The sequence below is a fragment of the Embleya sp. AB8 genome, assembly GCF_049739465.1.
In the GTDB taxonomy this organism is placed as follows: Bacteria; Actinomycetota; Actinomycetes; order Streptomycetales; family Streptomycetaceae; genus Embleya.
Window position 1 is genome coordinate 44,278 of the sequence record NZ_JBMHHY010000019.1, and the last position, 13,904, is coordinate 58,181.

The 13,904-nt window shown below is 71.2% G+C and carries 11 protein-coding genes and 1 pseudogene; 5 read left to right on the forward strand and 7 right to left on the reverse strand.

Annotated elements, in window-relative coordinates:
• Positions 1-15 precede the first annotated feature (15 nt).
• Both ABIA38_RS27330 and ABIA38_RS27335 read left to right on the forward strand, forming a co-directional pair.
• Positions 16-252: pseudogene (locus ABIA38_RS27330) on the forward strand (IS5/IS1182 family transposase); the annotation flags it as partial.
• 234 nt (positions 253-486) lie between these two features.
• The gene (locus tag ABIA38_RS27335) at positions 487-1,953 is read left to right on the forward strand and encodes a hypothetical protein (protein ID WP_424641499.1); all 1,467 of its coding nucleotides are present in this window, start codon (positions 487-489) and stop codon (positions 1,951-1,953) included.
• Positions 1,954-3,383: 1,430 nt separating this feature from the next.
• Here the strand turns inward: ABIA38_RS27335 and ABIA38_RS27340 are convergent.
• Together ABIA38_RS27340 and ABIA38_RS27345 are read right to left on the reverse strand one after the other, a co-directional pair.
• Entirely contained in the window at positions 3,384-4,001 is a 618-nt protein-coding gene (locus ABIA38_RS27340; RefSeq protein ID WP_424641500.1) for an alpha/beta hydrolase family protein, read from the reverse strand.
• Positions 4,002-4,232: 231 nt separating this feature from the next.
• On the reverse strand, positions 4,233-4,916 hold the full coding sequence (locus tag ABIA38_RS27345; protein ID WP_424641501.1) for an alpha/beta fold hydrolase: 684 nt from the start codon (positions 4,914-4,916) through the stop codon (positions 4,233-4,235).
• 399 nt (positions 4,917-5,315) lie between these two features.
• Here ABIA38_RS27345 and ABIA38_RS27350 point away from each other — a divergent pair, with 399 nt between their 5' ends.
• Positions 5,316-6,239 (forward strand): undecaprenyl-diphosphate phosphatase, encoded by a 924-nt coding sequence (locus ABIA38_RS27350; RefSeq protein WP_424641502.1) that lies wholly within the window; start codon positions 5,316-5,318, stop codon positions 6,237-6,239.
• A 429-nt stretch (positions 6,240-6,668) separates the two neighbouring features.
• On the opposite strand, the gene ABIA38_RS27355 is transcribed toward ABIA38_RS27350, so the two are convergent.
• The 3 genes from ABIA38_RS27355 to ABIA38_RS27365 all read right to left on the reverse strand — a co-directional run bounded on the left by ABIA38_RS27355 (position 6,669) and on the right by ABIA38_RS27365 (position 10,038).
• Positions 6,669-7,862, reverse strand: coding sequence for a ricin-type beta-trefoil lectin domain protein (locus ABIA38_RS27355; RefSeq protein WP_424641503.1), 1,194 nt, complete (start codon positions 7,860-7,862; stop codon positions 6,669-6,671).
• A 272-nt stretch (positions 7,863-8,134) separates the two neighbouring features.
• Positions 8,135-9,133: an aldo/keto reductase gene (locus ABIA38_RS27360; protein ID WP_424641504.1), complete on the reverse strand. Its 999-nt coding sequence runs from the start codon at positions 9,131-9,133 to the stop codon at positions 8,135-8,137.
• Positions 9,130-10,038, reverse strand: coding sequence for an EamA family transporter (locus ABIA38_RS27365; protein WP_424641505.1), 909 nt, complete (start codon positions 10,036-10,038; stop codon positions 9,130-9,132). The genes ABIA38_RS27360 and ABIA38_RS27365 overlap by 4 nt, the downstream gene beginning before the upstream one ends.
• 125 nt (positions 10,039-10,163) lie before the next feature.
• Between ABIA38_RS27365 and ABIA38_RS27370 the strand changes: the two genes are divergently transcribed.
• Positions 10,164-10,595, forward strand: coding sequence for an Lrp/AsnC family transcriptional regulator (locus ABIA38_RS27370; protein ID WP_424641506.1), 432 nt, complete (start codon positions 10,164-10,166; stop codon positions 10,593-10,595).
• Between the two features lie 178 nt (positions 10,596-10,773).
• On the opposite strand, the gene ABIA38_RS27375 is transcribed toward ABIA38_RS27370, so the two are convergent.
• Positions 10,774-11,394: a hypothetical protein gene (locus tag ABIA38_RS27375; RefSeq protein ID WP_424641507.1), complete on the reverse strand. Its 621-nt coding sequence runs from the start codon at positions 11,392-11,394 to the stop codon at positions 10,774-10,776.
• Positions 11,395-12,488: 1,094 nt separating this feature from the next.
• Between ABIA38_RS27375 and ABIA38_RS27380 the strand changes: the two genes are divergently transcribed.
• Positions 12,489-12,818, forward strand: coding sequence for a hypothetical protein (locus tag ABIA38_RS27380; RefSeq protein WP_424641508.1), 330 nt, complete (start codon positions 12,489-12,491; stop codon positions 12,816-12,818).
• Positions 12,819-13,042: 224 nt separating this feature from the next.
• Here ABIA38_RS27380 and ABIA38_RS27385 read toward each other — a convergent pair whose 3' ends face one another.
• Positions 13,043-13,900, reverse strand: a complete 858-nt coding sequence (locus ABIA38_RS27385; RefSeq protein WP_424641509.1) for an aminoglycoside phosphotransferase — start codon at positions 13,898-13,900, stop codon at positions 13,043-13,045.
• Positions 13,901-13,904 lie beyond the last annotated feature (4 nt).

Genomic DNA, 13,904 nt, shown 5'->3' on the forward strand with positions numbered 1-13,904 from the left:
TTGGGCTTGTTCGACGCTGGTCAGGCCGCCGACTGCCCGCGGTTCGTCCCCGTGCTCGAGGGAATACGGGTCCGCGGACCCGCCAGGCGTCCCCGCACCCGGCCCGACACGGTCGCCGGGGACAAGGCCCACTCGTCCCGCGGCAACCGCCTCCCCCCGCGGAAACGCGGCATCGAGGCGGTCATCCCGGAGACGAGGGACCAGGCCGCCAACCGGAAGAGGAAGGGCAGCAGGGGCGCGCGGCCCGTCGACCTGATCGAAGGGCGGGTTCGCGAGTTGCTCCTCGAACTCCGCACGCTCCTTCGGACCCAGTCGCCCACGAATCCTCGCGATCGTCGCCGGCCCACCGTCCACCATGACGGGGTGTTTTCGGCCGTCCCGGGCGAAGTCGCCTGGCCCGAAACCGCGTTGGCGGGGCCCGGGCCCGGTGGCACGATGAGCGGCGCCATGCACCATCCGTGAGCACGTGATCACGAGGAGATCCGTGTGAAGCCCAGGACCTTGACCCTGCTCGTCGCCGCGACCACCGCCGGTGCGACCCTCGCCGCGCCCGTCGCGGCCGCCGGCCCGACCGCCGGCGACCCCACACCCGCACCCGTGACGATCGCCGTGCCGTGCGACGCCGCCGCCCCCGGCGAGGCGATCACCACCGCGAACACCCACCCCGGCAGCACCCTGACCCTGGCCGCGGGCTGCACCTACCGACTGAAGACCCCCTTGCCCGCGCTCACCGCCGCCGTGACGATCCACGGCGCCGGCGCGACCCTCGCCCGCGCCCACGACGCACCCGACTTCCGGATCCTGCGCGTCGACGGCGTCGCCGTCGACCTGTCCGACCTCACGGTGACCGGCGGCCGGGCCGAAACCGGCACCGACGGCGGCGGCATCCTCACCACCGGGGCCCTGACCCTGACCCGCGTCGTGATCCGCGACAACCGGGCCGGCGACGGCGCACCCGATCACGACGGGGGCTCCGGCGGCGGCATCGCCGCCCCGAAGCCCGGATCCGTGACCGCCACCGACACCCAGGTGATCGGCAACGCCGCGGGCACCAGTGGGGCGCACATCTCCGTGCGGAGCGCGGCCCCGCAGGGCGGGCGGGGCGGGGGCATCTCCATCGTGCGCAGCACGCTGACGCTGGTGCGCGGCACGGTTGCGGGCAACCGGTCCGGAGACGGCGGACTCGGCGTGGACGTTGCGGATCCCGCATGGGCCTCCCTCGCGGGCGACGGCGGGTTCGGCGGCGGCATCGCCATGGTCGGGGGGCGGGGCACCGTCTCGGACAGCAGGATCTGTGGCAACACCGCCGGGAACGGCGGGACGGGGGGCACCGTCACGGCCGGACACGACGGGTACGGGGGCTACGGCGGGGGCGGCGGCAGCGGCGGCGGCATCGCTCTGCACAGCGCCAGGCTCACGCTCGCCGGCACCGCGGTCTGCCTCAACGCCGCGGGCGACGGCGGACCGGGCGGACCCGGCGTGCTGCATCGGGGACTCTCCGGATGGAACGCGCCCGGCGGCGGTATCGACGTCGGCTCCGGGACGCTGGTCGTCACCGGGGGTTCGATCGTCGGCAACCGCACCGGGCACGCCCACGATGCCCCCGGGGCCCCGGACGGCGGCGGGATCACGAACAGGGAGGGCAACCTGACCCTCACCGGCACCGCGATCGTCGGCAACCGCAGCACCCTGGACGGCGGCGGCATCGCCCAGGACTCGACTCGGCGGCACCCGGCGGACATGAACGTCACCGACACCACGATCGCCGACAACGTGGCCGGCGGCACCGGTGGCGGCATCTTCGCGTCCGGAACCAACGGCACCGGCACATTGACCACGAGCACCGTCACCGGCAACACCGCCCGCACGTGCGGCGGCATCGCTGTAGGCCCGCACGTCGACCTGAAACGCGATCGCGTCATCGATCGGGGGAACCACCCGGACGACTGCTGACACCGGTCGCCGAAGGCCGCCCGAAGACGCGCCCCGCCACCGGACCCGGCCGGGGCGCGGTCGCGCGGGCGGACGACCGCGCGACCGGACGACGGGGAGGGCCCAGCGGTGGTGGCCACCGACGGCGAAGTTCTGCAGTGCTTTCGGCCCATCCATCAGGGCGCGTGTCAGCCAAGCGGTCAGGTCGTTCCCTCGTCGTTCCCGGGTGATGGCGGCGAAGTCGCCGGCAAGGACGTGCGCCGCCGCGAGGTCGGGGCACGCGGTCGGGACGTGATCGAGTTGTGTCCGTTCCCCGTCGGTCCAGGCCCCGGGGCGTGGCATGATCCAGGCGGCGATTCGCCGCGGGCTCGGGACTGCTCGTACTGGGGGCGTCACCGTCGAACCCGGCGTGGCTTCTTCTTCCCGTCACCGCCGGAGCAACCGCACCGGTGGTGACGGCGCCGCCGCTTCGACGGACTCCTTTTCGGCAACTTCCTTCCGACGGCGGCAGTCCGGGCGTCCGGGGCGCAGCCGATGGCGTTGCAGGTGGCGCGAGTGGAACTCCTCGCCCGGATGGGGTGCGATCCGCAGAGCGGACCGCCGTCCCGATGGGGCTCGTCGACGCCGACGAGGCACATCCCAACACCGGGTGCGAACGATCCGGGCCGGCACCGCCTGCGGTCGGGCCCACGCCGTGGAGTCGCAGAGCGCGCACGGGTTCGACCCGAGGTCCGACGCGCCGTCCCGGTGGACACGCAAACGGTCGTCGTCTTCGAGAACGTCTACGCGATGGCCTACTTCGGTGCTGCCCGTGCGTGATTCGAGAGCCCGAGCGTCGATCATCCGACGGTCGTCCACGCGTCGTGGTCCGCTCCGTTGTCCACGCTGCGCAAAGTCGGAGGCAACCCCGCACGCCCTCGGGGGGCGCGCGATCCGCCGACGGTTGCTCCCGCGTGGTGGTCGGCGTTGTTGTCCACGTTGTGCGCGGTCTGCCGCAGTCGGGTGCGGCCCCGGCGATACGTGTGCCGAACTGCCGGACCGGAGTGGGAAGTCCGGCAACGGGGACGAACCCCCGACCCACCGGTGAAGAGTCGGCGAGTCGGGGGTCGCGTCATGCCGGCGGCGTGCGCGCAGTGCGCGGGGACGGCCCTGTGGGTGAGGGGTCGAGCGTGAAGCCGGTGGCCGCGAGACCGGATCGGGTCGGCCGGACGCCGTGGATCCACAGCCTCGAACGCACGACGTAACGGATGTTGCGGGTGGGCACAACCACCGAGCCCAACCGACCGCAACCGCGGCGTCCCGTCAGGGCCGTGCGGCCGAGAGCCGGGCTGCGCCGATTGCCGCAGGCTCGGAGCGCAGCCACCACGAGGGGTTGTGGGTGCCGTCCGTGGTGCGGCCGTCGCGGTGGACGTAGTGGCGGACGTCGCGGCCCGGGTCGGCGAAGGCGCCGTTCAGGGCGCGCTCCAGCCATTCGGAGCCGAAGCGGAACATTTCGGCGGCCACGCCGCCCAGCGGGTGGAACTCGTTTTCGTACACCTGCATCTCCTTGGGCGCGCGGACCAGTTCGTAGTTGGCCAACGCGGCCTCCAGCGGCGTGAGTTCGTCGAACTCGCCGATGCCGAACCGGACCGGACCGGGGAGGTGATGTCGCGGACCAGGTCGCCCAGCGGCATCCGGGCGGCGAACTCGCGCTCGAACGCCTCCTCGTCGGTGTAGCCCGCCATGTACATGAGGTTGTGCTTGAACGTCGGCTGCGCGCGCTCCAGGCCGGAGATGCAGTCGCCACCGGGTGTCTCGAACACGGCGAGCGCTCGCACCCGCCGTTCGGTGGTGGTGGCGCGCACCCCCCAGTACGCGCCCATGCTGATGCCGAACACGCCGATCCGGTTCGGGTCCACCTCGGGAAGTGTGATCAGGTGGTCGATGTATCGGGTGGCCGCCCGCTCGTAGTTGGCGAGTTCGAGGGTCAGGCCGTTGGCCCGGGTCTCGCCCTGGTCCGGGCCTTCGACCGAGAGGGCGACCATGCCGCGCGACGTGTAGAAGCGCTCGGCGGCCTGGATGCGGACCACCTTCCCGGGCCCGTGTCCGCGAGGAAACCACCCTGGAACACCGGCGGTCCACGCGCTGCTCGACCGGGGCGTCGGCCTACCGGACTGCGCCCGCCGCCTGCAACCGGCGTTGAACACCGTCGAACGTCATGCCCGCGTCCCCGAGCCCGAGCAACCGACGAAGGGTGGGTGCGCGGCGTGCGCGTGCTTCGGTGTGGTGTCGCGGACATCGAATGCGCACTGACGGGTTGGTCAACGACTCGCGTTTCGCCGCTGTCGGTGAATGAGATCGGCGACAGCCGTGGGCCGGCTCAGGTATGGCGAGTGGCTGGTCTCCCATGTCTCCGAGGCCGAACAACGGGCCGCGAAGCGGCTGACCAGTGGAGCTGCGATGGCACGGTCGTCGCGGGCGGCGACATAGACGGAGGGTGTGTCGCGCCAGCTCACGCGGCTCGGTATGGTCCCGAAGATCGAAGGCGGTTCCGGACGCAGCAGCTCGATTGCGCGGGTGGCCGTCGGTTCGTCGACGTCGCCGTAGAGGTTCTTTCGAGCATCCGCGGGATCGAGTCGAAGCCGCCCGTTGTCGTCGAGGGCAGCGAGCAACCCTTCGGCGGGGGCGCCGGTTTCCTTCGCGACTTCCTCGAGGAGCTGTGCGGGTGATTCACCGACATCGAGAAGCCAGCCGGCCAGGAAGATCAGTCCTGCCGCGCCACGGACCGTTCCGGCGATCACACCTCCGAAAGAGTGCCCGAGCACCAGCGGAGGTTGCTCGGAGGCGGTGACGATGTGCTCGACCAGGGCGGTGCTGTCGACCGGCGACAGCTCGTAGAGGTCGGGCACTTCCACACTCAGATTTCGGGAGCGCAGCAGCGCGACCAGGTCATCGTAGTGAGCCGGTTGATGCCAGGCACCGTGCAGGATAATCACGTCGGTCATGCCCGCAGGCTACTCGGGGCCAACCGGCACCGTTCGCCTCCATGCCACCCGTCCGCGGTCTTGTCCGTCGTCGTATCGGCCCGGTCCGCACGGTGGTTCACACGAACCGACGCAGCAGCGACCAGCGTCGAGCGAAGCAGCAGAGCGGCGTCGCACACCTCCGGCTCCCAGCCCCGCCCCCGGACGACGTGACCGAACAGGACACGCCGGCGCGGACGGCCGGTTCGCCGGCGCCGTACGCCAGTCGGCCACCACCCGCGCAACCCAGCCGCGCCCCGCCGGAGTTCCAACTCCGGATGTCGGCCCGGTGAACAGTCACTTCCCTGCCCGCGCAGCGCTTACAGCGTGTAGTAGTTTCGGGCCGCCCACTCCTCAAGACCCTTGCTGCGAAGGCTGTCCATGTCCGTTCTCACGTATCCAGAGGCCATCGGCGTCGGCCTGCTCCAGGGCGTCACGGAGCTCTTCCCCGTCTCCAGCCTGGGCCACAGCATCCTGCTGCCCGCGCTGCTCGGTGGACACTGGAAGGAGGATCTCGACGTCTCCGCCGCCGACTCGCCCTACCTGAGCGTGCTGGTCGGCTTGCATCTGGCCACCGCCCTGGCCCTGATCGTCTTCTTCCGGCGCGACTGGGTCCGGGTCATCTCCGGCCTGATCAGCTCCGCGCGTCACCACCGGATCGAGACGGTCGACGAGAAACTGGCCTGGCTGCTGATCGTGGCGACCATACCCGTGGGCATAGCCGGGCTCGCCCTCGACAAGGTGTTCCGCGAGAACCTCGGCAAGCCGATCCCCGCAGCGATCTTCCTGACCCTCAACGGCCTGGTGCTGTTCGTCACCGAACGACTGCGTCGCGGCGGCACCGGCCGACGCCGCGCCACCGACAACGTACGGATGGTCGGCGACGAACACCTCCACCCGGACGAGCTCTCGGACCGGCGGATCGCCAAGCTCGGCTGGGGCCGGGCCCTGATCATCGGCGGCGCGCAGGTCCTCGCCCTGCTGCCCGGCATCAGCCGCTCGGGCGTCACCATCAGTGCCGGGATCTTCAAAGGACTACGCCACGAGGACTCCGCCCGCTTCGCCTTCCTCCTCGCCACCCCCGTGATCGGCGCCGCCGCTCTCCTCAAGGTCCCCTCCCTCCTCGGCCACCAGGGCGACGGCATCCGGGGCCAGGTCCTCGCCGGCGCCATCGCCGCCTTCGTCGCCGGATACATCGCGGTGCGCTTCCTGACCCGGTACTTCGAGACCCGTACCCTGACCCCCTTCGCCGTCTACTGCACCCTGACCGGGGCGGGCAGTCTGGTCTATCTCACCGTTACCTGACCCCCCGGCCGCGGAACCCACGGCCGCTCATCGAACTCCCGGACCGGCCGCGGCCGATCCCGGTACACGACCGCGCCGGACACCGGCAGGAAACCAACGCCGACCCGGGCGAATTCGCTTCGTATCCGTCCCCGGCCGGATCACGACTGGGCGGCGTTGCCCGCGAGGCGATCACCTGGCCGAGACCGGTCCGGCCGTTCGCGTTCCGCGTTCGCCGGTGGCACGGCGAACCGGTGTGGGAACGTGGCCCCGGTGGCCACTCGCCGGCTCGATCCGGCGTTCCTTCGTCCGTCATCGCAGCCGCCCGGTACCGGCGTTCGGAGACCGCGCACGCGTCTCGCTCCTGGGCGCCTTGGGACCTCGCTCCCGGGCGAAGTGAGCCGAGGCGGCGTCGTGTTCGGGAGCCGGAACCGTCGACGGCGGTGCCGGTCATGCGGGCGAGGCCGCGACGGTGGTCGGCAACGTCCAGCGCTGGCCGACGGATCCGTCGCACGTGACCAGGTCGAGCTGTGTCCCGTCCACCGTTCCCGACGACCCGTCGCGCAGACACAGCCCCGAACCGACGTTCCACAGGCCGCCGCCGAGCGCGGGCAGCCACTGCTGGTACGGCGAGCCGTTGCACGGGTGCAGGGCGACCATGGCCCCGGTGGTGCCCAAGCACATGCCGGCATGCCCGATGGTCCCGTCCATGGCGACCGTCCACTGTTGCGCGGCGCCGCCGTGGCAGGTCCACAGGATGACCGGGTTGTCGGGCGTCGTCGCGTTCCCGGCGTCGTCCATACACTTGCCGGGCGTGCCGGCGGTGGTCGGGCCCACCGGGTAGCCGCGCTTCGAGCTCGACGAGAACGACTCGGTCCCCAGGCCCTGGCCGCCGTTCCAGATCTCGAATCCGGCCTCGACCGCGATCAGGTGCCAGTCCGGGTTCACCACGCCGCGCACCACCGCGTCGCGGACGAACGCGCGCAGGTCCAGATCGGTGACGGACGCCGCCGGGTTCTGCAGTCGGTAGCCGAGCAGCGGCCACGTCTTGCCGTTCGCGCTCATCGTGGTCTGCCACGCGAGGTACGGGACACCCCCGATGTTCGCGACCGTCCCCGGCGGGCTGTCCGACGCAGGGCGGCGGTCGAGCCAGATCATCAGCTCGGCGCCGTCCGGCTGGCCACTCGGGTCGGTCGTCGGCGTCGAGTTGAACCACAGGTCGTACGCGGTGTTGTAGTTGCCGGTGCTTGTCGGTCGCGTCGACCAGCTGCTCGTCGCGGAGCCGATCTCACGGACCGGGAGGGGGAGTTCGGTCTTGGCCGGGTCGGTGCAGGTACCCCAGTGGCAGCCCTCGAAGATCTCCGGGTAGGCGGCCGGCCCGGCCGGCGGGCTGACGTTCGCGCCGGAGGTGGCGACGGTGAATCCGCCCTCCTGGTCGACCGTGAGGCACTGTGCGAAGCCGCCGTAGTTGTTGTTGTCCACGATGTAACGGCCGTCGGCGACCGGTGCGGTGGCGTACTGCCCGCACATCGGCGCGGGTGCGGCACTCGCCGAACCCGGCGTCGCGGCCGTACAACTCGCGCTCAACGCCGCGGCCAGTAGTACGGACTTCCAGCGTGCCGCCAACCTGTGTGCGATCGACACGGTCGTCGCCCCTCTCCCCGTGTGGCCATGACCAGGAAAGCCTAGTGTCCTGGTCCGGAGCGCCGGTCGCGGTAGTGGCCGACGGCGTCGATGATCCGGTCGGCGGTCCTGGTCCACTCGACTGGATGAGCGTTGGCGTTCCAGAGCTCGATCCACTCGGTGCGCCGCACCCGCGGCTGACGACGCACCGCCACACCCGGAACCCCCTGGGTCTCCCGATCCTGCGAAGAGCCGGAACGACCCACTCCGTCGGCCACCATGTCCTACGGGCGTCAGTTGAGTCCGAAGACCGGGTGCGGGCGGTACGGCGTCTCGAGCGAGGTCGCCTGTTCCTCGTCGAGGGTGATGTCGAGTGCGGCGATCGCGTCGTCGATGTGGTGCGGCTTGGTCGCTCCGAGCACGGATGCGCTCACGGCGGGTTTCGACAGGATCCAGGCCAACGCCATCTGGGCCGGTGGCCGACCGTGTTCCGCGGCGAGTGTGCGCAGGGCGTCGACGACGTCGAAGTCGGCGTCGGTGTACCTCCGGTCGGCGATCGGGTCGTTTCCGGAGCGCGTGGTGCTTCCGTGGCCGCCGCGCTCACGGGTGCCGGTGAGCAGCCCGCGGGCGAGCGGGCTGTACGCGAGGACTCCCACGCCCTGGTCCGAGCAGAGCGGGATCATCTCCCGCTCCTCTTCCCGGTAGAGCAGGTTGTAGTGGTTCTGCATCGACACGAACCTGGTCCAGCCGGCCGCCTGCGCCGTGTGCTGGGCCTTGGCGAACTGCCAGGCGTACATGCTCGATGCGCCGATGTAGCGGGCCTTGCCCGCGCGTACCACGTCGTGCAGCGCCTCCATGGTCTCCTCGATCGGGGTCTCGTTGTCCCACCTGTGGATCTGGTACAGGTCGACGTAGTCCGTGCCCAGTCGTTCGAGCGAGGCGTCGATGCTCTCCAGGATGTGACGGCGCGACAGGCCCCGGTCGTTGGGTCCGGGACCCATGGGGTAGTACACCTTCGTGGATAGTACGTAGTCCTCGCGGCGGGGGAAGAGCTTGGCAAGCAGGGCCCCGGTGATCCGCTCGCTCTCGCCCTGGGAGTACATGTCGGCGGTGTCGTAGAACGTCACCCCCGCCTCGGCGGCTCGGCGCACGATCGGCTCGGCCGCGTCCCGATCGAGGTGCCAGGCCTCCCAGTAGGGGTGGCCGGGGTCCGGAGGATTGCCGTAGCTCATCATGCCCAGGCAGATCCGGGACACCTTGAGTCCCGTCGAGCCCAACCTGACGTATTTCATGCGGTTTCCTCACTTCGTTGGTGGTGGATTGCGACCGCGGTGACGATCAGGGCGATACCGACGCCACCGAGCGGGGAGGGGATCTGGGCCAGGACGACGATGCCGGTGATCGCGGCGGTGGCGGGGAGCAGGGACGACATCAGCGCGAAGGTCGCCCTGGAGATGCGCGCCATGGCCAGCTGATCGCAGACGTAGGGGATCACCGACGAGCAGATCCCGACGCCGAAGGCAGCCGCCAGGAGGGCCGGCGTGGCGACGGTGCCTGCGGCGTCGGCGATTCCGACGGGGGCGACCACGATCGTCGCGATCAGCATCGAGGCGCCGAGACGATCGATGCCCGAGGCGCCGCCGTCCTGGGCGAGGCGGTGGCCGAGGATGACGTAGAGGGTGAACAGCACGCAGTTGGCGAACGCGAGGGCGAGGCCGAGCGGTTCGTCGACGAGGTGCGCATCGGTGAGCAGACAGACCCCGGTGCCGGCCAGAACGAGCGCGAGCAGGTTACGGCCGGTGCGGACGGCGACGGCCGCCAGGAGCACGGGGCCGAGGAACTCGATGGCCCCGACGGTGCCCAGCGGCAGCCGGTCCAGGGCAAGGTAGAACACGCTGTTCATCACGCCGAGCACGGTGCCCAGTGCCAGCAGCTGCCGACGCCGGCGCCAAGGGGCGGCGCCCCACACCCGCCACGGGCGCCGCCAGACGGCGAAGACCACGGCCGCGGAGGCGATCCGCAGCCAGGCCACGCCCAGCACGTCGACGCGGGCGAAGAGCAGGACCGCGCAGGCGGGGCCGAAGTAGTGGAAGACCGCGCTCGTCACGAACAGCACCGGCGGCGGGACCCGCTCGGCGGCAGCGGCGAAGCGTGCCGGTGAGGCGCCGAAGCGCAAGCGTGGGGGCGTGTTGAGCACGGGAAAAGGATCGCAAGCAGACAGGGCCGAGGACCATGCCGAATCCGAAAGCCAATCGATCACTTGCTTTACGATTGGTGCCGGGGAACAACGGTTTACCTTGCACTGAGGAAGAAGGTGCGGACGTGGACGCAGTGGACCGGGCCATACTGACCGAACTCGACGCGGACCCTCGGCTGTCCATGGCCGAGTTGGCCCGCCGGGTCGAGGTCTCGGTGCCCACGGCACGGGATCGGGTACGGCGGCTGCGGGAGGACGGGGTGATCCGTGGCTGGCGCCTCGACGTGAACCCGGCGGCGCTGGGCTATCCCGTGGCCGCCTTCGTCCGGGTCCGCCCCGGCCCGGGGCAATTGCCGAAGATCGCCGAGTTGGCGCGGAGCCTGCCCCAGGTCAGCGAATGCCACCGGATCACCGGCGAGGACTGCTTCCTGATCAAGGTGCATGCCACCGGCCTCGACACCTTCGAGGAGGTACTCGACCGCTTCCTCCTCCATGGGCAGACCACCACCTCGATCATCCAGTCCACCCCTGTGCCACCGCGTACGCCGGGGCTGTGACATCAAGAGCACGGAGCCGGAGACGGAGTTCGAGGACGGCCTCGGTCCGGTCCGCAACGAACGCCGGAGCGTCCGGCCGGTCGGCGATCGGGTGACGGCCCTCGGGCGCCCCGGGGGCAGGGGCGCTTGCCATGCCTCACGTGACTCGCCCGTGACTCGCCGCCGTCGCGGACCCCAATCAGGAGGTGGGTGCCGGTTGGTCCTCGGGGTGCTGGTCGGTGGGGTTGCGGAAGGTCACGGTCAGGGTCCCGGTGAATCCTTGCGTCGGCTCGGACGGCTGCGCCTCGGCGGCACGTTCGGCTCGCAGGCGGCGGCGGGTCACCCATGGGTCCTCCTGGTCGGGGCCGGGCCAGGGGACCTCGGTGGTGTTCTCGAAGATGCCGTGGGGGTTGCGCCATTCGGCGATGTACTCCGGGCCGACGCCCAGCACGTCCAGGATGAGCCCCAGCGCCTGCGCCGCGTTGCGCTCGCCGGCCGGATCGAAATACACCGCCATCCGGCCGTCGTCGGGTCCCCGTCCCAGGTCGTCGAAGACGAATCGGGTGCCGTCGACGGTGAACAGGGCGCCGTGGACGGGGCCCGGGTCGACCCAGCTCTCCTCCAGATGCAGCCGGAGTCGATCGGCGAGCGGGCGCAGCGGCACGTCCAGGATCGCGATCCGGCGATGGAGGGCGATCACGAGGTCCCACATGCCGTACTGCTGCGCCGGATTGCTCGGTCCGTCGTGATACGGGATGGACGGGGCCGGCTGCCACGTGGGCTCCGGTCCGGGAACGGGTGTGCGGACGGTGTCGGTCATGGCGACTCCCCTGGTCGGCGGGGCATCTCCCGGCCCCCTGCGCAACGTATCCGGTCGGCGGATCACGGTGATGGTCGGGCCCGGGCGCAGCCTGGGGCGGGGGTCCGGCGGCGGTGACCCTCCTCTGCGGTGCGGGTGTCGGGCCGGTGGTCGGGCTCGCGTTCGTACACGGTGATCCGCCGGTCGATCGCGCTGTCGCAGGCGGCGATCTGCTCCCTGCAGTGGCGCAGCGGGAGTTCCCCGGTGGTCTTCGGGCTGTCGGTGCGGCCGGTGATGTGCAGGAGGTGTTCGGGCAGTTGCCGGTCGGCGTTGGTGACCTTCGGGGTCGGACTAGGTCACGGGCACACGACGCCGGTCACCGCGCTCGACCGAGGGCCGGACCTGTCGCCGGTTGCGGACGGATTCTCGCCGCCGAGGCGTCCGCACACCGGGAGACCAGGGGACGAGCAGCAGTGGAGGGCGGAGCCCGACCAGATCACGGGCAACATCCGGATCCCGTCACGGCTGCGGACGGCTGTTGCGGGTTCCGCGGGCCGCCCTGCCCGTCTGCGGTTGGCGACCCAGCTCTGCCGGGATCATCGAAACTCCGGTGGTTCAGGGCGACTTGGGAAGGTCGCCCCGTTCAACCGGAGTTTCGTTGCGTTCGTAAGGGGTCGGCCCGGGCCCATCGTCCCGCTGTGGCGTGCGGACTCACATTGACCACCGGACTTCGAAACGCCCCCATGCGGGCGGATGCGGCGCACCGACGAGGGTTCACGTCGCTGCCGTACACGGTGATGCGGCGTGATGCGGCGGGCGAACCGGCGGGAGACCGGAGTGGGCTGCGGGCGGGTGAGCGGGCCTGCGTGGACTTGAACGGGATTCCTGCCGCCGCTCCCCCGGGACTCGTAGTTTCAGGGGAACGGCGGTCGACGCACCAGCCGTAACCACGACCGATCGGCAGGTCGTCACCAGGGAGTGCAGGACGGCCAAAAAAAGTCACGCATCACGTGTGGATCCGCAGGTCCGTGCCGGTGAGGCCCTCCCCCAAAGGAGCCGCCCCCAACCGGTTACGTCGGCTTGACGGAGACCCGTCACGAAAGGTGGACAGGGAAATGACCTTGAACATCCGCAAGAAGCTCGCAGCCGCTGCGACGGCGGCGGCGCTGGCGACGGTAGGAGGCGTGCTGACGGCTGCCCCGGCCAGTGCCGACCCCATCGATTGCACCGTTCACGCCCACGGGTCGGCCGGCGTCACCAGCGTCACGCTTCACGTCGACCTCAACCCGTGCTACCACAAGGTCGTGGTGAAGGTCTTCTGCTGGAGCCCCTTGTCGGGTGACAGATCGGCGACCAACTCATCGAGGGCCTTCTACGGGGACGTCGTCGCGGACTGTAGTTGGCGCGGCCAGTTGCAGCACTGGACGTGGTGGAGCGAGCTGTAACGGCCCCTGCGGCCGGCTCGCGACCGACAGCGCGACCGATGCGCAGCCGCCCCGGGCCCTCGCGCACCTGGTGGACGAGGCGGCCGAAGCGCACGGCCTCGCACCGCACTACGCCGGCGACGATCCCGCGGCGGTGTCGCGGTCGAGGAGGCAGTCGCCGGCCGAAGGACATCCCCGCGATTCTCACGGGAAGTCCGCTCCGGTCGGCTGGTCCGAGAGGGCCGCTACCTCCAGAGGTCGGCCCAGGCCCGGGCGGCGTGGGCGATCTCGTCCGCGCCCCAGACGCCGTTCGCGGCGTCCTCTTCCCACCTGCGGGCCTCGGCCCGGGTAAGCGCGCGCACGCCGTTCGGGGTCGCCGCGCGCCATCCCGTGGTCCGGGAAACCCGGGCCCGGGCCTGTTCCGGGGTGTGGCCGCCCGCGGAGACCAGGCGCATGCCCCACAGGGCCGGATCGATCCAGGCCGGGCCGAGTGCGGGCCAGGCCCAGTCGACCAGGCGGGCCCGGTCGCCGTCGATCAGGACGTTGGAGGCGGCCGGGTCGGTGTGCAGCAGGTGCGCGCCGGCCAGGAACGGCTCGTCCGCCGGGTCGCACCAGTAGCCCCAGCGGTCCCACGCGGTCGGCAGGGACGGCTCCGGCGTCGGGCAGCGCCCCAGCTCGGCGAGCGCGTCCGCCACCAGGGGCAGGTCCGGTGACCCGGGGGCGTAGTCGGCGGGCCGGCCGTCGATCCCCTCGAAGGCGAGCAGGTGCCATCCGGCGACCGCCACGCGCCACAGCACACGCGGGGCGCTCGCGGGCAGGAACGGGTTGACCCGCTCCTCCTGGTCGAGTTCGTCGAGGGGCCCCCAATCCGGTCTCCACCAACCGGGCTCCTCGTCCCGATCGTCGTCGGGGCGCACCGGGTCGCGGTCGCGCTGCCCCTTGACGAAGATCGTGCGGCCGTCGGGGAGCGTCAACAGCGCCGAGGCACCGCAGTTCGCCCCGCTCGCGGTGTCCGCCGCCGCCGGCTCGACGCCGAGCACGCTCGTCACCGCGTCCCGCGCCTCCTCGGGGAGCCGGTCCCACGCCAGGCGGGCGATCGCCACGTCA

Coding starts and splice junctions, on each gene's coding strand:
- ABIA38_RS27345 (WP_424641501.1), bottom strand. CDS start 4,916: ATGACCGACGTGATTATCCTGCACGGTGCCTGGCATCAACCGGCTCAC.
- ABIA38_RS27375 (WP_424641507.1), bottom strand. CDS start 11,394: ATGACCGACACCGTCCGCACACCCGTTCCCGGACCGGAGCCCACGTGG.
- ABIA38_RS27360 (WP_424641504.1), bottom strand. CDS start 9,133: ATGAAATACGTCAGGTTGGGCTCGACGGGACTCAAGGTGTCCCGGATC.
- ABIA38_RS27350 (WP_424641502.1), top strand. CDS start 5,316: ATGTCCGTTCTCACGTATCCAGAGGCCATCGGCGTCGGCCTGCTCCAG.
- ABIA38_RS27380 (WP_424641508.1), top strand. CDS start 12,489: ATGACCTTGAACATCCGCAAGAAGCTCGCAGCCGCTGCGACGGCGGCG.